16 protein-coding genes are annotated in these 17,426 nt (G+C 71.2%); 9 read left to right on the top strand and 7 right to left on the bottom strand.

Translation table 11 applies throughout. The annotated features are described in order from the left end of the window. The first annotated feature begins 231 nt into the window (after nt 1–231). Nucleotides 232–1,236, top strand: a complete 1,005-nt coding sequence (locus tag QFW96_RS03820) for a polyprenyl synthetase family protein (RefSeq protein WP_281454104.1) — start codon at nt 232–234, stop codon at nt 1,234–1,236. Nucleotides 1,237–1,437: 201 nt separating this feature from the next. On the opposite strand, the gene QFW96_RS03815 is transcribed toward QFW96_RS03820, so the two are convergent. Together QFW96_RS03815 and QFW96_RS03810 are read right to left on the bottom strand one after the other, a co-directional pair. Next, a complete protein-coding gene (locus tag QFW96_RS03815) occupies nt 1,438–2,073 on the bottom strand; it encodes a TetR/AcrR family transcriptional regulator (RefSeq protein WP_281454103.1) in 636 nt (211 codons plus the stop codon). Nucleotides 2,074–2,146: 73 nt separating this feature from the next. Beyond that, on the bottom strand, nt 2,147–2,908 hold the full coding sequence (locus QFW96_RS03810) for a 3-hydroxyacyl-CoA dehydrogenase (protein ID WP_281454102.1): 762 nt from the start codon (nt 2,906–2,908) through the stop codon (nt 2,147–2,149). 121 nt (nt 2,909–3,029) lie between these two features. Between QFW96_RS03810 and QFW96_RS03805 the strand changes: the two genes are divergently transcribed. Then, the gene (locus QFW96_RS03805; RefSeq protein ID WP_281454101.1) at nt 3,030–4,220 is read left to right on the top strand and encodes a thiolase family protein; all 1,191 of its coding nucleotides are present in this window, start codon (nt 3,030–3,032) and stop codon (nt 4,218–4,220) included. Between the two features lie 51 nt (nt 4,221–4,271). Beyond that, the gene (locus tag QFW96_RS03800; protein ID WP_281454100.1) at nt 4,272–5,060 is read left to right on the top strand and encodes an enoyl-CoA hydratase-related protein; all 789 of its coding nucleotides are present in this window, start codon (nt 4,272–4,274) and stop codon (nt 5,058–5,060) included. A gap of 245 nt (nt 5,061–5,305) precedes the next feature. Here the strand turns inward: QFW96_RS03800 and QFW96_RS03795 are convergent, their stop codons facing one another. Continuing rightward, complete coding sequence (locus tag QFW96_RS03795) at nt 5,306–5,950, bottom strand: TetR/AcrR family transcriptional regulator (RefSeq protein WP_281454099.1); 645 nt, start codon at nt 5,948–5,950, stop codon at nt 5,306–5,308. Nucleotides 5,951–6,053: 103 nt separating this feature from the next. On the opposite strand from QFW96_RS03795, the gene QFW96_RS03790 reads away from it, so the two are divergent. Both QFW96_RS03790 and QFW96_RS03785 read left to right on the top strand, forming a co-directional pair. Further along, nucleotides 6,054–6,944 carry an oxygenase MpaB family protein gene (locus QFW96_RS03790; RefSeq protein ID WP_281454098.1) on the top strand — a complete coding sequence of 297 codons (891 nt, stop codon included), beginning with the start codon at nt 6,054–6,056 and terminating at the stop codon, nt 6,942–6,944. A gap of 268 nt (nt 6,945–7,212) precedes the next feature. Further along, nucleotides 7,213–9,366, top strand: a complete 2,154-nt coding sequence (locus QFW96_RS03785) for an acyl-CoA dehydrogenase family protein (protein ID WP_281454097.1) — start codon at nt 7,213–7,215, stop codon at nt 9,364–9,366. A 472-nt stretch (nt 9,367–9,838) separates the two neighbouring features. Here QFW96_RS03785 and QFW96_RS03780 read toward each other — a convergent pair whose 3' ends face one another. The 3 genes from QFW96_RS03780 to add are packed head-to-tail and all read right to left on the bottom strand — an operon-like array spanning nt 9,839 to nt 12,818. Beyond that, nucleotides 9,839–10,981, bottom strand: a complete 1,143-nt coding sequence (locus tag QFW96_RS03780; protein WP_281454096.1) for a thiolase family protein — start codon at nt 10,979–10,981, stop codon at nt 9,839–9,841. 13 nt (nt 10,982–10,994) lie between these two features. Then, nucleotides 10,995–11,759, bottom strand: coding sequence for a crotonase/enoyl-CoA hydratase family protein (locus QFW96_RS03775; RefSeq protein ID WP_281454095.1), 765 nt, complete (start codon nt 11,757–11,759; stop codon nt 10,995–10,997). A gap of 39 nt (nt 11,760–11,798) precedes the next feature. Next, on the bottom strand, nt 11,799–12,818 hold the full coding sequence (gene add, locus QFW96_RS03770; protein WP_281454094.1) for an adenosine deaminase: 1,020 nt from the start codon (nt 12,816–12,818) through the stop codon (nt 11,799–11,801). A gap of 100 nt (nt 12,819–12,918) precedes the next feature. Between add and QFW96_RS03765 the strand changes: the two genes are divergently transcribed. Then, nucleotides 12,919–13,416 (top strand): pyridoxamine 5'-phosphate oxidase family protein, encoded by a 498-nt coding sequence (locus QFW96_RS03765; protein WP_281454093.1) that lies wholly within the window; start codon nt 12,919–12,921, stop codon nt 13,414–13,416. A gap of 78 nt (nt 13,417–13,494) precedes the next feature. Here the strand turns inward: QFW96_RS03765 and QFW96_RS03760 are convergent, their stop codons facing one another. After that, nucleotides 13,495–14,376 (bottom strand): LysR family transcriptional regulator, encoded by an 882-nt coding sequence (locus tag QFW96_RS03760; protein WP_281454092.1) that lies wholly within the window; start codon nt 14,374–14,376, stop codon nt 13,495–13,497. A gap of 120 nt (nt 14,377–14,496) precedes the next feature. On the opposite strand from QFW96_RS03760, the gene QFW96_RS03755 reads away from it, so the two are divergent. From QFW96_RS03755 to QFW96_RS03745, 3 genes are all read left to right on the top strand, one after another. After that, nucleotides 14,497–15,930 carry an NAD-dependent succinate-semialdehyde dehydrogenase gene (locus QFW96_RS03755; RefSeq protein WP_281454091.1) on the top strand — a complete coding sequence of 478 codons (1,434 nt, stop codon included), beginning with the start codon at nt 14,497–14,499 and terminating at the stop codon, nt 15,928–15,930. Between the two features lie 256 nt (nt 15,931–16,186). Then, nucleotides 16,187–16,597 carry a DUF7144 family membrane protein gene (locus tag QFW96_RS03750; RefSeq protein WP_281454090.1) on the top strand — a complete coding sequence of 137 codons (411 nt, stop codon included), beginning with the start codon at nt 16,187–16,189 and terminating at the stop codon, nt 16,595–16,597. 30 nt (nt 16,598–16,627) lie between these two features. Continuing rightward, a complete protein-coding gene (locus QFW96_RS03745) occupies nt 16,628–17,263 on the top strand; it encodes a GAP family protein (RefSeq protein ID WP_281454089.1) in 636 nt (211 codons plus the stop codon). Nucleotides 17,264–17,426 lie beyond the last annotated feature (163 nt).

The raw sequence follows: 17,426 nt of genomic DNA, 5'->3' as shown, positions 1-17,426 counted from the left end.
TCAGCACGGCGCGATTCCGAAACTCGGACGTACCAAACAGCGCCTCTCGCTGAAAATCCCAAATGCGCCATAACGCGACCGTGCGAACGTAAGCGTTTGCTTGCTTTCGCACCGGACAAATCGCACGTGCTCTCAATGTCGCAACCGCCATCGGTGTCCGGCGTAAAAATGCGCCGAATGAGTGGCCACCTGTTTCGGTGGTCGTGACGCCGCTGCCAAGATCATCTCGTGATGGCGACATCGGTAGTGGATTCGTTGCAGTGGTCCCGCGGCCTCTTCGAACCCGCGATGAGACAGGCGATTTCAGAACTCCCGCACGAGACCCGGCACGTGTGCGGGTACCACCTCGGCTACTGGGACGAGAACGGCAACGCCACCGGCGAGGCCGCCGGCAAAGCCGTGCGCCCGGCGTTGGTGCTGCTGTCGGCGGAGGTCGTCGGCGGCGCGGGCCCGGCGGCCGCACCCGCGGCCGTCGCGGTCGAGCTGGTGCACAACTTCTCGCTGCTGCACGACGACGTCCTGGACCGCGACGCCGCACGACGCGGACGGCCCACGGCCTGGGCCGCCTTCGGCGCCGGACCGGCGATCATGGCCGGGGACGCCCTGCTGTCACTGGCCTACCGGGTGATCGCGGGCTGCGGCGCCGAAGCGGTGCGGGTGCTGCACGAGGCCACCACCGCCCTCATCGAGGGCGAGACCGCCGACCTCGCCTTCGAGGACGCCACCGACATCTCCGTGGCGGAGGTCGAGACGATGGCGAGCGGCAAGACCGGCGCGCTCATCGGCGCCGCCTGCGAGCTCGGCGCCCTGCTCGGCAGAGCCCCCACCGACCACCGCCGGGAGCTGCGGTCCTTCGGCGAGAAGCTGGGCCTGGCCTTCCAGCACGTCGACGACCTGCTGGGCATCTGGGGCGATCCGGAGGTCACCCGCAAGCCCGTGCACGCGGATCTGCGCGCCCGCAAGAAGAGCCTGCCGGTCGTGGCGGCGCTGCACTCCGGCACCGACGCCGGACGCGAGCTCGCCGAGGTCTACGCCTCCGAGGAAGACCTCCCCGCCGCCGAGATCGAGCGCCTGGCACTGCTGGTCGACAAGGCGGGCGGGCGGGACTGGAGCCGTTCGGAGGCCGAAAGGCTGATGTCGGAGTCCCTCTCATCCCTGCGCCGAACGGAGTTCCGCCCCGGCGCGGCAAACCGGCTCGAAGACCTGGCCGCGATGGTGGTTCACCGCGAGTTCTAAGAATGAGTTTCTCTGGTCACCCTGCTCGGCGGTGCAGGTAGCGGAACCTGAGCGCCTCCGTGGACTCCGTGCGCCGCTCCTTATGTATGCCAATACGCGGCGTCCCGGCGTACTCGCCACGAAGGCGCTCAGAACCCGCGTCGGTGCAGGTTGCTCGGGTGGTGGAAGAGAATGCGGCTCCGCCGCATGCCACACCAACTATCAGCGCTGCAGCCGCGGGTGCGCGCCGACCGCCATCAGGGCGATGTCGACGTAGCGCTCGGCGAGATCCTCGGGGCTCAGCGGCCCGTCCGGGTGGTACCAGCGGCCGACCGCCTGGCACATGCCCAGCAGTGCGCGGGAGGTCTCCACCGGGTCCGCGAGGGTGAAAACGCCCTTGTCGACGCCGCTTTCGATGACCGCGGTGAGGACGTTCTCGACGTCCTTGCGGCGGGCGCCGTAGCGGCGGCGGTTGCTCGGCGACAGGTAGCGCATCTCGCTGTCGAGCGCGGCCAGCCGGAAGCGGTAGGCCATGTGCAGCACGATCGCCTCGATGACGCTGACGAACTGCTCGCGGGGCGAGTCCGGGTGCTCGTCGGCGGCGCTGCGCACCCGCCAGGCCACCTCGCCGGTGCCGAGTTCGAGGAGGGCGACCAGCAGCCCCTCCTTGTTCTCGTGGTGGTAGTACAGCGCGGGCACGGTCATGCCGACCCGGCGCGCGATCTGGCGGACCGTCGCGCCGTGGAAACCGCTCTCGCGGAACTCGTCCAACGCCGCGTCGAGGATGGGCGTCAGGTCGAGCGGCCCGAACTCCCGCCACCCGGACTCGGTGCCCGGCTCCGCGCTCGCTTGCGCCATGACCTCTCTCCTTCTCCCCCGCTGCACGGGCACCTTACCGGCCGGCGGAAACCGCCGGCCGGTTCGGGCGGTGTCACCGGGGCGCCATCCGGATCGCGCCGTCGAGCCGGATCGTCTCGCCGTTGAGCATCGGGTTCTCCACGATGTGGCGGACCAGCGAGCCGTACTCGGTGGGGTCGCCGAGCCGCGACGGGTGCGGCACCTGCGCGCCCAGCGATGCGATGGCCTCCTCCGGCAGCGTCGAGAACAGCGGCGTGTGGAACAGGCCCGGGGCGATGGTCGACACCCGGATCTTCAGGTTCGCCAGGTCGCGGGCGATCGGCAGCGTCATGCCGACGATGCCGCCCTTGGACGCCGAGTAGGCGGCCTGCCCGATCTGTCCGTCGAAGGCCGCCACCGAGGCGGTGTTGACGATGACGCCGCGCTCCTCGCCCACCGGTTCGGTCTTCGACATCCGCTCGGCGGCCAGCCGCAGCACGTTGAACGTGCCGATGAGGTTGACGTTGATGACCTTGGTGAAGTTGGCCAGCGGGAAGGCGCCCTGCTTGCCGACCGTCTTGGCGGCGTTGCCGATCCCGGCGCAGTTGACCGCGATCCGCAGGTCACCCAGCCCTGCGGCGGCGTCGAGCGCCGCGGTGACCTGCTCCTCGTTCGTGACGTCCGCGGCGGCGAACACGACGCCGTCGCCGAGCTCCTTGGCCACCGCCTCGCCCTGCGAGGACGGCAGGTCCACGACGACGATCTTGGCGCCCTGGTCGTGCAGCTCCTTGACCGTCGCCAGGCCCAGCCCGGACGCGCCACCGGTCACCAGCGCGACAGCACCCTCGATGTTCACTTCGACTCCTCACGTCTCGACCACGTCCCCTGCAGCATACTGAGCGAACGCTAAGTAACCAAGTCCTTGACAGCCCGAGCTCACCTAGCGATCGTTAAGTAGCCATCGAAGGAGGAGCGCCATGGACGCCGTCATCGTCGACGCGATCAGAACCCCGTCGGGCAAGGGGAAGCCGGGAGGCCAGCTCTCCGGCATCCACCCCGCCGAACTGCTCACCCGCACGTTGCGCGGACTCGTCGAGCGCACCGGCATCGACCCGGGCGAGATCGACGACGTCATCGGCGGCTGCGTCGGCCAGGCCGGTGAGCAGGCCCTCAACATCACCCGGAACGCCGTGCTCGGCGCCGGGTTCCCGGAATCCGTGCCCGCGGCGACCATCGACCGGCAGTGCGGGTCGAGCCAGCAGGCCGCGCACTTCGCCGCCCAGGGCGTGCTGTCGGGCACCTACGACGTCGTCATCGCCTGCGGCGTGGAGTCGATGAGCCGGGTGCCGATGGGCACCACCCCGATGGGCACCAACCCCGGCGGGCCCTCGGTCGCCGCGCGCTACCCGGAAGGCCTCGTCAACCAGGGGGTTTCGGCGGAGCTCATCGCCGCGCGGTGGAAGTTCGGCCGCGACGAGCTCGACGAGTTCTCCGCCCGCTCGCACGCCCGCGCCGCGCTGGCCGCCTCCGGTGGCGCGTTCGACGACGAGATCCTGCCGATCACCGTCACCGGTGAGGACGGCGCCGAGCGCAGCGCGGGCGCCGACGAGACCGTGCGGGTGTCGACCACCGCCGAGGGCCTCGCCGGGCTGAAGCCGTCGTTCGCCAACGACGCCCTGTCCCAGCGGTTCCCGGAGATCGACTGGCGGATCACGCCCGGCAACTCCTCACCGCTGACCGACGGCGCCTCGGCGGTGCTCATCATGAGCGGGGCCAAGGCGAAGGCCCTCGGGTTGCGGCCGAAGGCGCGGTTCCACAGCTTCGCCGTCACCGGCAGCGACCCGCTGCTCATGCTCACCGGCGTCGTCCCGGCCACCCGCAAGCTCATCGAGCGCTCCGGGGTGTCGATCGACGACATCGACGCGTACGAGGTCAACGAGGCGTTCGCGCCGGTGCCGCTGCTGTGGCAGCGCGAGTTCGACGCCGACCCGGCGCGGCTCAACCCGCGCGGCGGCGCGATCGCGCTGGGCCACCCGCTCGGCGCCTCCGGCACCCGGATCCTGACCACGCTGGTCAACCACCTCCAGGCCACGGGTGGCCGTTACGGGCTGCAGACCATGTGCGAGGGCGGCGGGATGGCCAACGCGACCCTCGTCGAACGTCTCTGATCCGAAAGGCCCGGCCTCACCGAAAGGTTCAGCCCCACCGAAAGGCGAAGAGTGTCCACGAGTGCAACGCCGCGCGAGTTCTCCGTCGAGCGCGACGGAGGTGTGCTGCGCATCAGCTGGGACCGGCCGGACGCGCTCAACGCGCTGACCGGGGAGATGGTGCTCGGCACCGCGGCGGCGATCGAGGCCGCGGCCGACGACCCGGCGGTGCGGGTGGTCGTCGTCGCCGGTCGCGGCCCGGCCTTCAGCGCCGGAGCGGACCTGGAGGAGGTCAACCCCGACCAGCCGATCGGGGAGGCGACGCTGGACGCGGCCAACCGGCTGATCCGCGCGATCCGCGCGGTGCCCAAGCCGGTGGTGGCCGCCGTGCACGGTCCGGCGGCCGGCTTCGGCGCCTCGATCGCGCTGTCGGCCGACATCACGCTGGCCGCGTCCTCGGCGTACTTCCTGCTGGCCTTCGCCCACGTCGGCCTCATGCCCGACGGCGGGTCGACGGCCCTCGTCCCCGCCTCGGTCGGGCGGGCGCGCGCCACCCGGTTGGCGATGCTCGGTGAACGCGTCGACGCCGCAACGGCTTTCGACTGGGGGCTGATCACCAAGGCGACCAGCGACGAGGACTTCCCGGCCGAGCTCGCCAACCTGACGGCCAAGCTCGAAGCCGGACCCACCGCCGCCTACGCCAGGATCAAGCAGGCCCTGGACACCACGGCGCTGTCCGCGCTGGAACCGGCGCTGGAGGTCGAGAAGGAGGGCCAGCTCGCCCTGTTCGAGTCCCACGACTTCGCCGAGGGAACCCGGGCGTTCCGGGAGAAGCGCAAGCCCCGTTTCGTCGGCGCCTGAGCCGGATCAGGCCGGTGGGGTGAACCGCCCGTCGACCATCATCGTCATGCCACGCGGACCGACTCACCTTCCACGAGAACGCCACCATCCCGTGGCGGGAGATCCTCGAAACCCTCGCCGCCCACGGCCATTCCGGCCACCTCTCCAGCGAGTGCGGGGGCGAGCGCACCCCCTACCGCTCCCTGGAGCAGGTCCGCCGCCAGCACGCACTGCTGCGCGGCATCGAGCGCGAACCGGCCCGAGGTTCACCGCGGCGCTTCGCGGTCGAGCGCGGCGGCGAGGTCGGTGTTGGTGAGCAGCAGGGCGACCAGGAAGTCGGCCAGGTGGTCGCGCGTGACGGGGAGGTCGTCGCGAATCCACATCGTGAACAGCTCGAACGCTCCTCCTACGAGCGTGAGCCCGAGGAGTTCGGCGTCGGGTTCGGGAGGCGCCTTCTCGCCGAGGAGTTCGCGGGTCTGATCGGCGGCGATGGTGGCGAGCATCCGGATCGTCGCCGCGCGCCGGTCCCGCAGCGCCTCGGTCGCCTGCGATTCCACCAGGAGCCTGCCGCGGCGCGGATCTCCTTCCAGGAACGCCATGCCGGCCTCGACGACCGCGCGCACCCGCAGCCGGAGGTCCTGCGGAGTGCCGTCGAGCGCGTCCACCACGACCTGGGTGCACTGGGCGGTGACGTCGTCGAGGACGGCCAGCAGGAGTTCGTCGCGGTCGCGGAAGCTCTCGTGGAAGTAGCGGTCGTTGAGCCTGGCCCTGGCGCACACGCTGCGCACCGTGACCCGCTCCCAGCCTTCGGCGGTGAGCAGGTCGAGAGCGGCGTCGAGCAGCGCGGCGCGGCGCTGAGCCCGGCGCTGCTCCGGGGACTCGCCGCGGTAGTAGCGGGGCGTGGTCGTCACGCCGCGATCCTCTCACCATTGACCTCCGACGCAATCTGATGGACAGTCGCACCAGATTTTGTGGTGACGCCATCCACCAGAATCACCTCCGAGGAACAGCGCCATGAGCCAGACGGTCGACACGATCCCGCGACGCCGCCCCTTCGGCCCCGGTTCCTACCTGTGGGAGCACGCGGGGCTGATCACGTTCTCGCTGACCACCGGCGCGGGTTTCGCGCTGCAGCTGATGCACCCGTCGGTCGGGACGGTGGTCGACGAGCACTCGGTGTTCCGCACCGACGCGGTGGGCCGGGCTTCGCGCAGCATCGCCTCGGTGCAGACCTGGGTCTACGGCGGCGAGGAGGCCCTGGCCGAGGGCGATCGGTTGCGCGCCATGCACGCCCCGCTGAAGTCCACCGACGCCGACGGCGTCACCCACCACGCGCTGGCCTCGGGCCCGTGGGCGTGGATCATCCTGACCTCGCCGTACGCCTTCACCACCGGCGCCCGCTACTTCTCCCGCCGACCGCTCTCCGCGGCCGAGCGCGAGTCGGTCTACGCCGAGATCAAGCAGCTGATGCGCAACCTGCACGTGGTGGAGAAGGAGATCCCGCCGACCTACGACGACTACCTGGCCCGCTTCGACGAGATCCTCGACCACACCCTCGTCGCGCACCCGGCGGTCCACGACTTCCTCGCCACCTCCCGCACGATCCCGCCACCCCCGAAGCTCCCCCGCCCGCTCCGCCCCCTCTGGCGAGCGGCGGCGTTCCTGCCCGGCAAGCTCCAGCACTTCGTCACCGTCGGCACCCTCCCGGAGACCGCCCGAGCCAAGCTCGGCCTCACCTGGACCGACTCCGACGAGCGAAAGCTCCGCCGCCTCGGCCGAGTCATCGCCACGATCGTCCCGCTGCTCCCCGAACGCCTCCGCTACTTCCCCATCGCCCGCGAAGCCCGAAAAGCCCACCGCGCCAACCAAGCCCTCACCCGCACCCTCGCCACCCGACCGCTCTAACCCCACCTCCCGCCACCCCCAGCCCTCATCTCCCGTTGCCACCGCGCGTCACCAGGGGACGGTTTTTCCCCGAATCACCCATGATCAATGTCCGTTATGTCCGGTCAATTCGAGGAGAAACCGTCCCCTGCCCCGCACCGCCCACCGAGCCCGACAGCAGGAGGCACGTTGCACCGAGCGCGGGCTGCGGTGTTGTGCGGGGGCGAACTGGTGGTACGGGATTCGTTCGCGGGTATCTTCTGGCGGTTCGGGAACTTAGGCTCTGGGTATGTCGATCGCGATCAATGAAGATCACCGGCTCTTGAGCGGAACCGTGTCCGATCTGCTGGTGCGGCGTGAGGCGCGGGGCGCCGGTCGTGCGTTGCTGGAGGCCGAGACCGAGGAGCTGCCCGCGTTCTGGCGGGAGTCTGCCGAGCTGGGCTGGTTGGGGTTGCACCTGCCCGAGGAGTTCGGCGGCGCCGGGTTCGGGCTGGAGGAAACCGCGGTGGTCGCCGAGCAGATGGGGCGGGCGGTGGCCCCCGGTCCGTTCGCGCCGACGGTCATCGCGTCCGCGGTGATCGAGCGGGCCGGCGACGACCCGGCGAAGAAGCGCTTCCTGCCCGGGTTGGCCGACGGTTCGATCCCGGCCGGGGTCGCGCTGGACGCCGAGGTCGAGGTCTCCGGCGGGACCGCGTCCGGCTCGGCGCCCGCGGTGGTGGGTGGCGGCCTGGCGCGGCTGCTGGTGCTGCCCGCCGGTGAGGACGTCGTGGTCGTCGAGGTCGGCGACGGGGTCGGCGTCGAGGTGCCCGCGAACCTGGATCCGTCGCGCCGCTCGGCGCGCGTGTCGCTGTCCTCGGCACCCGCCGTCGTGCTGACCGGGGCGCGCCGGGCGCTGGTCGACCTGGCGCGCGTGGTCCTGTCGGCCGAGGCGGCCGGTGTCGCGCGCGAGTGCACCGAGATCGCCGCCGCCTACGCCAAGGAACGCGAGCAGTTCGGCCGGGTGATCGGCACGTACCAGGCCGTCAAGCACCACTGCGCCAACATGGCCGTCGCCACCGAACTCGCCACCAGCGCCGCCTGGGACGCCGCGCGCGCCGCGCAGACCGGTGGAGACCAGCTGTCCTTCGCCGCAGCGGCCGCCGCCGCGCTCGCCGCACCGGCGGCGGACCTGTGCGCCAACCTCAACACGCAGGTGCACGGCGGCATCGCCATCACCTGGGAGCACGACGCCCACCTGTACATGCGGCGGGCCACGGCGCTGCTGGCGCTGCTGCCCGCCGACGACGCCGCCACCGAGCTCACCGACCTCACGCGCCGCGGTGTCACCCGGGCTCGCACCGTCGAGCTGCCGCCCGAGGCCGAGGACCTCCGCACCCGGATCCGCGCCGTCGCCGACGAGATCGCCGCGCTGCCCGAGGACCGGCAGAAGGAACGGCTCATCGAGACCGGTTACGTCATGCCGCACTGGCCCGCGCCCTACGGCCGGGCGGCCGGCGCCGTCGAACAGCTCGTGGTGGAGCAGGAATTCGCCGCGGCCGGGGTGAAGCGCCCCGCCTACGGCATCACGGGCTGGGTGATCCTCACCCTCATCCAGCACGGCACCGAGCAGCAGGTGGCGCGCTGGGTCGGGCCCGCGCTGCGCCAGGACGTCATCTGGTGCCAGCTGTTCAGCGAACCCGCCGCCGGTTCCGACGCGGCCGGCATCCGCACCCGCGCCACCCGCGTCGAGGGCGGTTGGCGGATCAACGGGCAGAAGGTGTGGACCAGCGGCGCCCACAAGGCGGGCATGGGGTTCGCGACCGTGCGCACCGATCCGGACGTGCCCAAGCACCAGGGCATCACGATGATGGTCATCGACATGCACGCCGAGGGCGTCGAGGTGCGGCCGATCAAGATGCCCTCGGGCGCCTCGGAGTTCAACGAGGTGTTCTTCGAGGACGTGTTCGTGCCGGACGAGGACGTCGTGGGCCCGATCGACGGCGGGTGGGCGGTCGCGCGCGCCACGCTCGGCAACGAGAGCGTCAGCATCGGCGGCGGTCAGGGCACGATGTCCACCCCGGCCTCGGCGATGGTCCCGCACCTCGACGCGCACCCGGAGCGGCTCACCGGCGGCGCGGTGCGCATCGGCCGCTACGCGGCCGAGCACCACGCGATGGAGATGCTCAACATGCGCTCCGCCCACCGCGCCGTCGCCGGCGGCGAACCGGGCCCGGAAGGGGCGATCACCAAGCTCGTCCTCTCCGAACTCGGCCACGACGCAGCGGCGATCATGGGAGCCCTGAGCGGCCCGGACTCGGTCTACCTGGACGGACCCGGCGCCTTCAGCGGCGCCCTCGCCCTCCTCCACCGCGGCCTGTCCATCGCAGGAGGCACCAGCGAGATCAAGCGGAACCAGATCGGAGAGCGAATCCTCGGCCTCCCCCGAGACCCGCTGATCAAGTGACCCTCCCGGGGTGGAGGGCCCCACGGGAACCTCCACCCCGGACGTCACCCCGTGGTGGTGTGGAGGTTCTCATGAAAACCTCCCCACCACCCGTCACATCACGACGTGGAGGAAAACGAAGTTTTCATGAAAACTTCCCCCTTCCCCACATCTCCGAGTCCCCGATCGTGGGGACAGTTTTCATGAAAACCGCACCGTTCCCCCAGGTCACGTAATGATGATGGGACAGTTTTCATGAAAACTTCGAGATCGACCCCATCACCGAGTCGTTTCTGTGGGTGGGGGAAGTTTTCATGAAAACTGTCCCCACCCACAGACCTCAGGTGAGCGGTTGAGCTCTTCGGGGATGTCGTGGTGGGTCTTGGGGTGGAGAGTTGGGGTCGGGTGCTGATGGAGGGGCTGCCCCGCCCCCGGAGTTTCTCGTTCGGTTCGATGCTCCGGCCCTCACGGCCGCGGAGCGTCCGGGGACGGGTCAGAGGCTCTCGATGATCGTGGCGTTGGCCGTGCCGCCTCCTTCGCACATGGTCTGCAGGCCGTAGCGCAGGCCCTTCTCGCGCATCCGGGCGAGCAGGCGGGTCATGAGGATCGCGCCCGAACCGCCCAGCGGGTGGCCGACGGCGATGGCGCCGCCGAGCGGGTTGAGCCGCTCCGGATCGGCTCCGAGGTCGTCCAGCCAGGCCAGCGGGACCGGGGCGAACGCCTCGTTGACCTCGTAGGTTCCGATGTCCTCGATGGACAGTCCGGAGCGCTGCAGCACCTTGCGGGTGGCCGGGATCGGGCCGGTGAGCATCGTGATCGGGTCGGCGCCGCTGACCGCACCGCTGTGGTAGCGGGCGACCGGCGTCAGTCCGAGCTCGCGGGCGCGCTCGGAGGTGGTGATCAGCAGCGCGGCCGCGCCGTCGGAGATCTGCGAGGAGTTGCCGGCGTGGATGACGCCGTCCTCCTTGAACGCGGTTTTGAGCCCGCCCAGCTTCTCGGCGGTGGTGCCGCGCCGCAGCCCCTCGTCGGCGGTGAACTTCGTGCCCTCGACGTCGATGGGGATGATGTGGTCGTCGAACAGCCCCCGGTCGATCGCCTCGGCGGCGCGGGCGTGCGAGGCCGCCGAGTACTCGTCGAGCCGCTGCCGCGACAGGCCCCAGCGCTCGGCGATGAGTTCGGCGCCGATTCCCTGGTTGAAGGCGAACCCGTCGTAGCGGTCGGTCACGGCCGGGCCGTAGGGCTGACCGGTCTGGCGGGCCGACCCGAGGGGAACGCGGCTCATCGACTCCACGCCACCCGCGACCACGACGTCGTACTGCCCGGCCATGACGGCGTGCGCGGCCGAGTCGACGGCCTGCTGGCTGGATCCGCAGGCCCGGTTGATCGTCTGGCCCGGCACGTGCTCGGGCCACCCGGCGGCCAGGGCGGCGAACCGGCCGATGTTGCTGGACTGGTCGCCTACCTGCGACACGCAACCCCACACCACGTCGTCGACGGTGGCGGGATCAACTCCGGTGCGCTCCACCAGCGCGGTCAGCACGCGCGCCGAGAGGTCCTGCGGGTGGATCCCGGACAGCGTCCCGTTGCGCTTGCCGATGGGCGTGCGGACGGCGTCGACGATGACGGCATCCCTCATGACCGGACTCCTCTCACTCACCGCGCCAGACGGGCTTGCGCTTCTCCGCGAAGGCGATCGCGCCTTCCTGGGCGTCGGCGGAGGTGAACACCGGAGCGGCGATCTCCGACTGCCGCGCGAAGGCCTCCTCGTCGGTCCAGGTCACGGCACCGGCGACGATCTGCTTGGTGGCGCGCACCGCCAGCGGCCCGTTGGCGGCGATGCGGGCCGCCAGCGCCCGCGCCTCGGCCAGCGCGTCGCCCGGCTCGGTGAGCTTGTTGACCAGACCGTGCTGGTGGGCGACCTCGGCGGTGATCGGGTCGCCGGTCAGCGCGATCTCCATCGCCAGCTGGTACGGCAGCGTCTTGGGCAGCCGAAGCAGGCCGCCGGCCGCGGCGACGAGGCTGCGCTTGACCTCGGGCAGCCCGAACTTCGACTCCCGCGAGGCCACGATGAGGTCGGCGGACAGCGCCAGTTCGCAGCCGCCCGCCAGCGCCCAGCCCTCGACGGCGGCGATCAGCGGCTTCGTCGGGGGCTTCTCGGTGAGCCCGCCGAACCCGCGGCCGGGCAGCGAGGGCCGCTCACCTCGGGTGAAGGCCTTGAGGTCCATGCCCGCGCAGAAGGTGCCCCCGGCGCCGGTGAGCACGGCCGCGGTCAGGTCGCCGCGGGATTCGAACTCGTCGATCGCGGCCGCGATGCCCTCGGCGACCGAGCGGTCGACGGCGTTGCGGGCCTCGGGGCGGTTGATGGTGATCTGCGCGATCCCATCCGCGAACTCGGTCAGAACACTGTCACTCATCGGCGATCTCCTGTGATCGGCTCGGCGGCTCCGCTCAGCTTAACGGTCGCTAGCTTGGGAATCGACTGCCAGCGCGGCATCGATCTCGGCGAGCAGCCGCGTCTTGAGCTCCGGTTCGGCGAAGCTCGCTTCCACGGCGTTGCGCGCCAGGCACGCGAGCGCGGCGTCGTCGAGCCCCATGCGGCGCGCTGCGTGGTACTCGCCGGTCAGGTCGGTGCCGAACATCGGCGGGTCGTCGGAGTTGAGGGTGACCAGCAGCCCGGCGTCGAGCATCCGGGGCAGCGGGTGCTCGTCGAGCCCGGCCACGACCCGCGTGCACAGGTTCGAGGTGGGCGAGACGTCCAGCGGGATCCGGTGTTCGCGCAGGTGAGCGAGCAGCTCGGGGTCGCGGACGCTGGCGATGCCGTGGCCGATGCGGTCGGCGCCGAGGTCGCGCAGCGCCGTCCACACGCTGTCCGGGCCACCGGTCTCCCCGGCGTGCGGGAAGCTGCGCAGCCCGGCGTCGCGGGCCCGAGCGAAGATCCGGGCGAACGGCGCCCGGTCGACCTCGATACCGCCGACGCTGAACCCGAGCACGCTGCCCGGACCGTGGCGCAGCGCCGCCTCCAGGGTCTCGGCCCCGGCCTCGACGCCGAAGTCACCGGAGAAGTCAGGGATCCAGCGGACCGCGATGTCGTGCACCGCCTCGACCTGCAGCCGCCCGCGCTCCAGACCCGCGAAGACCAGCTCAGCGGGGATGCCACGCTTGAGGTGGTTGGACAGGCTGAAGTTCATCTCCGCGTACCGGACGTTCTGCGCGGCCAGGGAGCGGAGGGTCTCGGCGGCCAGCAGCGCGAAGTCGTCCTCGTCGCACAGCACCCGCACTGCGTTGCGGTAGACGTCGATGAAGTGCGCGAAGTCGCGGAAGCCGTACCAGGCGCGCACTTCCTCCAGGGTGCCGGGCAGGTCGGCGATGCCGTGCTTGCGGGCGAGCGCCAGCAGGGTCGCCGGCTGCATCGAGCCCTCCAGGTGCACGTGGAGCTCGACCTTCGGCAGGGAGTCGATGAAGGTGCTGCGCATACCTCGATCCTGCTGCTTCGATCACCTCCTGTCGAACCCGTGACAACCCGCGACCCCGGCCTCTACGGTCGGGATCGCTCGACGACGAGAAGGGACATCGATGGCCAAGCAGCGCACGCAGGTTCAGATGACGCCGGAGGAGATCGAGGCGTTCATGGCCACCCGTCGCACGGCGACGCTGTCCACGCTGGGCCCGTCCGGGCACCCGCACGCGGTGGCGATGTGGTTCGCGCTGCTCGACGGCGTCGTCTGGTTCGAGACCAAGGCGAAGGCGCAGAAAGCCGTCAACATCGGGCGGGACCCGCGCGTGACGGTGCTGATCGAGGACGGGCTCACCTACGAGACGCTGCGCGGCGTGTCCCTGGAGGGGCGTGCCGAGATCGTCGACGACCCGGACGCGCTGTGGGCGGTCGGCGTCAACATCTGGGAGCGCTACCACGGCCCCTACACCGACGAGGTCAAGCCGCTGGTGGAGTACATGCTGCACAAGCGGGTCGCCGTCCGGGTCGACGTGGAGCGCACGCGCTCGTGGGACCACCGCAAGCTCGGGCTCGACCCCACTCCCCTGGGCGGCACCACGGCGCCGTTCTACTCGTGATGTCCTCAGTGGACCGTTCCAGCGGCCATCGCTGAAAACTACTTCACCGCAACGGCTCCGGACTTCTGCCGAGCGGGCTCACGACTGCGGGTAGCGCGCGTGGCAGAAGGCCCTGAGCCGATCCGCCACGTCGCTCAGCGCGACGGCGGCGTGGTGCGCGGGGTTCCAGACCGCGTGCAGGGTGATCGAGAGGTCGTCGTGCCCGGGCCTGTTGATGCGCAGGGGATGCAGGTCGAAGCGCGGGTCGTCGGAGACGACGGCGACGCCTCGGCCCGCGGCGGTGAGCGCTTGGGCGACCTGGGCGTTGCCGCACTCGACGAGCTCCGCCGGGGCCAGCCGCCGGTCGGCCAGCGCCTGGTCGAGGAGCCGGCGGGGGCCGAACGTGGGGTCGAGGACGACGAGGGGCTGCTCGGCCAGTTCGTCGAGGGAGACCGAATCCCGCGCGGTCCAGGGGTGTTCGGGCGGGACGTACGCCCACAGCGGCAGGACCGCGAGCGTCCGCGAGCTCCACGAGTCAGGCGGTCGCTGGGTGATCACGGCCAGGTCCGCGCCGCGTTCGAGCCGGTCCAGGGCCGCCTGCCCGCCCGCCTCCTGCACGGTCGGCATCGGGTCGTCCGGGCCGAAGGTGGCCAGGAACGGGGCGATGACGTCGGTGAGCGTCGTCGGGCTGGCGGCGATCGCCAGGTTCACCAGCCGCCCCGCGGCCAGCGACTCGGCCGCCGCCCTGGCGGCGTCGGCGCGTTGCAGCACGTCGCGGACGACGGGCAGGAACTCGCGGCCGGCCGCGCTGAGCTCCAGCCGCCCGTCGCGGCGGTCGAACAGCGTCAGCCGCAGCTCGCGCTCCCACGCCCGCAGCTGCCGGGACAGCGCGGGCTGGGTCACGTGCACCCGCCGGGCGGCCTCGCTCACGCTCCCGGCTTCGGCGACGGCCACGAAGTACCTCATGATGCGCAGTTCCACACCTGCGAGTATGCCTCGCAGTACTAGATCCTGTGCGAAATCGGCATTCGACTGCATGGCCGCGCGTGACGAGGATGGGCGGCGGCCTGCTCCACCGAGGTCTCCCGAGAGGACGAACCCGTGCACCACCTCGAATCCGACCGCGGCCTCCACATCGGCGGCCAGTGGCTCGCCGGCCGCGGCGGGCTCTTCGACGTCGTCGACCCCGCCACCGCCACGCCCATCGCCGCCGTCTCCGACGGTTCCCCCGACGACGCCACCGCCGCGGTCGACGCGGCGGTACAGGCGGCCGCGGGCTGGGCCGCCACCCCGCCGCGCGAGCGCTCCGACGTGCTGCGCCGCACCTACGAGCTCATGCACCGCGACCACGAGGACCTGGCCCGGCTGATCACGGCCGAGAACGGCAAGTCGCTGTCCGACGCGCGGGCCGAGGTCGGCTACGCCGCCGAGTTCTTCCGCTGGTACTCCGAGGAAGCGGTCCGCACCGAGGGCCGCTACTCCCCCGCGCCCGCCGGTGGCGCCCGCACGCTGGTGACCTACCGGCCCGTCGGGGTGGCCGCGCTGGTGACGCCCTGGAACTTCCCCGCCGCGATGGCCACCCGCAAGATCGGCCCCGCGCTCGCCGCCGGGTGCACCGTCGTGCTCAAGCCCGCCGCCGAGACGCCGCTGACCGCGCTGGCGATCACCCGGCTGCTCGCCGAGGCGGGCGCCCCGGACGGGGTCGTCAACGTGGTGCCGACCACCGACGCCGCGGGTGTGGTGAGCGCGTGGCTGGCCGACTCGCGGGTCCGCGCGCTCTCGTTCACCGGGTCCACGCAGGTCGGGCGGTTGCTGCTGCGGCAGGCCGCGGACCGGGTCGTGACCACGTCGATGGAGCTCGGCGGCAACGCGCCGTTCATCGTCACCGCCGACGCCGACCTCGACGCGGCGGTCGCCGGGGCGATGATCGCGAAGTTCCGCGGCGGGGGCCAGGCGTGCGTGTCGGCCAACCGGTTCTACGTCCACGCCGACGTCGCCGAGGAGTTCACCGAGCGGCTGGGCAAGGCCGTCGAGGCGCTGCGCGTCGGCACCGGCGACGGCGCCGAGGTCGGGCCGCTGATCAGCGAGGAGGCCGTCACCGGCATCACGGCTCTGATCGACGACGCGCTCGCGCGCGGAGCCCGCGTCGCCGCCCGCGCCGAGGTCCCCGGCGGTCCCGGGTACTTCCTGGCCCCGACGGTGCTCACCGACGTGCCCGCCGACGCGCGGGTGGTGCGCGAGGAGATCTTCGGACCCGTCGCCCCCATCGTCACCTGGCGCGACGAGGACGCGATGCTGCGCGCGGTCAACGACACCGAGATGGGCCTGGCCGCCTACGTCTTCGCCGGGGAGCTCCAGCGCGCCGTCGATCTCGCCGAGCACGTCGACGCCGGCATGGTCGGCATCAACCGGGGAGCGATCTCCGACCCGTCGGCCCCCTTCGGCGGCACCAAGCAGAGCGGCCTCGGCCGCGAAGGCGGCCACGAGGGCCTCCACGAGTTCACCGAAACCCAATACCTCAGCCTCAACTGGTAGCCCCGACCGCACCCCGCCCCGAAGAGGCGATCCCTCCACCCCACCGGTCAGAACGTGCGGCATTCACCCGGTCGAAAACCGCGGTTTTCGTCGGTCGAAAACCGCGGTTTTCGTCTTGAGGGGCACGATCGGTTGATTTTTGTGGATTGGGGGGTGGGGCTTTGGTCCCTGGTTGGGCGGGTGGGGTGGTCTCACGGTGGGTGGGGCCGGGGTGAGGGCCTCGGTTGTCGTGTTTCCACGGTGTGAGGAGTTGGTCATGGCTACGCATGGAGCTCAGCCCGCGCGGACCGGGTGGGTCGGGTGGATCTACTTCGGGGCGATCGTGCTGGTGGTCGGTGGGATCGTGCAGTTCGTGAACGGGTTGATCGCGCTGGCCCACTCGGGGTCGACGTACCTGCTGCCGTCCGGGATGGCCGTGCAGGTCGGGTTCGGGAGCGTGGCGATCAGCTTCATGATCATGGGCGTCGTGCTGGCGGCCGCCGGGATCGGTGTGATGAGCGGCCGGACCTGGGCTCGGGTGCTGGCGATCGCGCTGGCAGTGCTGAGCGTGCTGGCCAACATCGCGTTCTTCCCCGCCTACCCGGTGTGGTCCGGGGTCGTGATCGTGCTCGACGTCCTGGTGATCTACGCGCTGCTCGCGCACGGGCGGGAGCTGCGGCACCGTTGAGCGAGACGCACTGGGGGAAGGGAGCGGCTCGTGGGCCTGCAAGTGCTGCCGCTGGCGATCACGATGATGGCCGGACCGCAGATCATGTCCGCAATCGTGCTCGTGACCAGCCCCAGGCCGGTCCGCGTGTCGCTCGCCTTCCTCTCCGGCGTGCTGCTCGCCCTCGTCGTCGGGGTCGGCGTGGCGCGCGGGCTCGCCGCGCTGCTCGGCACCGCGCTGCCGAGCAGCGACGGCCACCACCCCTCGGCCGTCGGCAAGTGGGTCCAGATCGGACTCGTCTGCCTGCTGATCCTGTTCGCGCTCAAGAACTTCCTCGGGCGCAAGACCGCCCAGCCGCCGAAATGGCTGACGACGCTGCTGTCGGCCACGCCCAGCACCGCGTTGCGGACCGGGCTGCTGGTCATCTTCACGATGCCCTCCGACGTCGTCATCATGCTCACCGTCGGGGCGAACCTCGAACACCACCAGGCCGGTTTCGGCTCCGCGCTGCCGTTCATCGGAGCCACGCTCCTGATCGCCGCGCTTCCCTTGCTGCTCTACCTCGTGCTGCACAAGCAGGCGCTGACCGCCATGCCCCGGGTCCGGGACTGGATGAACACCCACAGCTGGCTGGTCAACATCATCGTCTGCGTCGTCTTCATCACCCTCATCGCCACCGGCCCGTGAGCCCGGTAGGCGAGACCGGGTAGACTCGTTTTCCGCTCCGGCGAGCTCGACCAGCGTGAACGCCGTCGTCGTCCCGTCGTGGCGACGATGACGGCCCCAGAACCGCAGCGCACGCGTCCGCCGGTGATCCCCGCGCAGCGGCCCTACCCCGTCCACCACGCCG

The sequence above is a fragment of the Saccharopolyspora ipomoeae genome (genome assembly GCF_029952525.1).
Lineage (GTDB): Bacteria > Actinomycetota > Actinomycetes > Mycobacteriales > Pseudonocardiaceae > Saccharopolyspora > Saccharopolyspora ipomoeae.
This window is presented reverse-complemented; position numbering and strand designations above follow the sequence as displayed.